The organism is Streptomyces sp. NPDC099050, assembly GCF_044759865.1.
In the GTDB taxonomy this organism is placed as follows: Bacteria; Actinomycetota; Actinomycetes; order Streptomycetales; family Streptomycetaceae; genus Streptomyces.
The window spans coordinates 1-1,720 of record NZ_JBIWAE010000070.1; the positions used below are offsets into that span (position 1 = coordinate 1).

Consider the following 1,720-nt stretch of genomic DNA (forward strand, 5'->3'; position numbering starts at 1 on the left):
CCTAGAAGACTGATGAAGATGTTGGGTTCTGGCTCCGCCGCGTCAGCGGCGGGGCCAGACTGGTTGTTGTGGTTCAAGGGGAGTGGGTCGGGGAGACGGTCGGGCCTGATGTGTGGGCGACGTGTCGGGAGTTGATTCCGGCTGGGAGTGTGTTTGCGTTCCTGGCCGAGCACCGTGGCCGGTTGTTTCCCGCGGAGATGTTCGCGGATATGTATCCGTCGGCGAACGGGCGGCCGTCCATGCCGCCGCAGATCCTGGCCGCGGCGATCACGGTGCAGGCCCTGCACGGCCTGTCGGACTTCGAGACGGTCCAGGAATTACGCTGTGACCTGCGGTGGAAAGCCGCCTGCGGCCTCGGTCTGCATGACATGGCATTCGACCCGTCGCTGCTGGCCTACTTTCGCCGCCGGCTGGCCCGCTCCACCCGCCCGAACCGGGTCTTCGAGGCCGTTCGTGAGGTCGTCAAGGCCACCGGGGCGCTGAAGGGCAAGCACCGCCGGGCGCTGGACTCCACCGTTTTGGACGACGCGGTCGCCACCCAGGACACCGTCACCCAGATCATCTCCGCGATCCGGGCGGTGATCCGGGAAGTCCCCGGCGCCGCCGAGGTGGCCGCAGTGCAGTGCACGGCCCACGACTACACCGACCCGGGCAAGCCCCGCATCGCCTGGAACGACGCCCAGGCCCGCGCCGACCTCGTAGATGCCCTGGTCACGGACGCGTTGCGGCTGTTGGGGCACCTGCCCGAGCAGCCGCTCGGTGAGAAGGCAGCCGGCGCGGTCGGTCTGCTGGCCCTGGTCGCCGGGCAGGACGTCGAGCCCGCCGACGGCTCCGACGGCCGCGACGGGCGCTGGCGCATCACCCAGGGGACCGCCCCTGGCCGCATGGTCTCCACCGTCGATCCCGAGTCCCGTCACGTCCACAAGACCCGCAGCCATCAGCAGGACGGCTTCAAGGCCCACCTCGCGATCGAGCCCGAGACCGGCCTGTTCACCGCCGTCGCCCTGCGTCCCGGCTCCGGAGCCGAACACCACGAAGCAGCCGTCGGCCTGGACCTGCTCGCCGACGAAGAACAGCCGGTCCACGCCTTCGGCGACACCGCCTACTCCACCGGCGACGCCCGCCAGGCCCTCGAAGCCGCAGGTCACCGGCTGTTCCTCAAACCCGCGCCATTGCGGGCGGCCGTTCCCGGCGGTTTCACCCTCGACGACTTCGCCATCGACACCACCTCGGCGACCGTGACCTGCCCCCAAGGACACATCGTCCCGCTCTCGGACACCGGCGGACAGCACCACCAGCGCACAGCATCCTTCAAGGACCTGTGCACCGGATGCCCACTGCGCGAGCGGTGCACCAAAGCCAAAGCAGGCCGGACCCTGACCATCCGCCCCCACCACGACCAGCAGGCGGCCGCCCGCCACCAGGCCGCCACCGACCCCGACTGGCAAGCCGCCTACCGCCGCTGGCGACCCCCCGTCGAACGCGCCGTCGCCTGGATCGTCCACCGGGGCAACCGCAGACTCCGATACATCGGCACCATCAAGAACGACACCTGGCTCCACACCCGAGCAGCAGCCCTCAACCTCCGCCGACTGCTCAACCTCGGACTCACCCACACGAACGGCACCTGGCACCTCGCCCCAGCCGACACATGACCACGAGGGGCTGCCCGGCCTCCGGCCGGACAGCCCCTCAACAAGATCTTCATCAGTCTTCTAGG

1 protein-coding gene is annotated in these 1,720 nt (G+C 69.5%); it reads left to right on the forward strand.

Annotated features, from left to right (window positions below):
- The first annotated feature begins 110 nt into the window (after positions 1-110).
- Entirely contained in the window at positions 111-1,655 is a 1,545-nt protein-coding gene (locus ACIQV3_RS40515) for an IS1182 family transposase (RefSeq protein WP_403722404.1), read from the forward strand.
- Positions 1,656-1,720 lie beyond the last annotated feature (65 nt).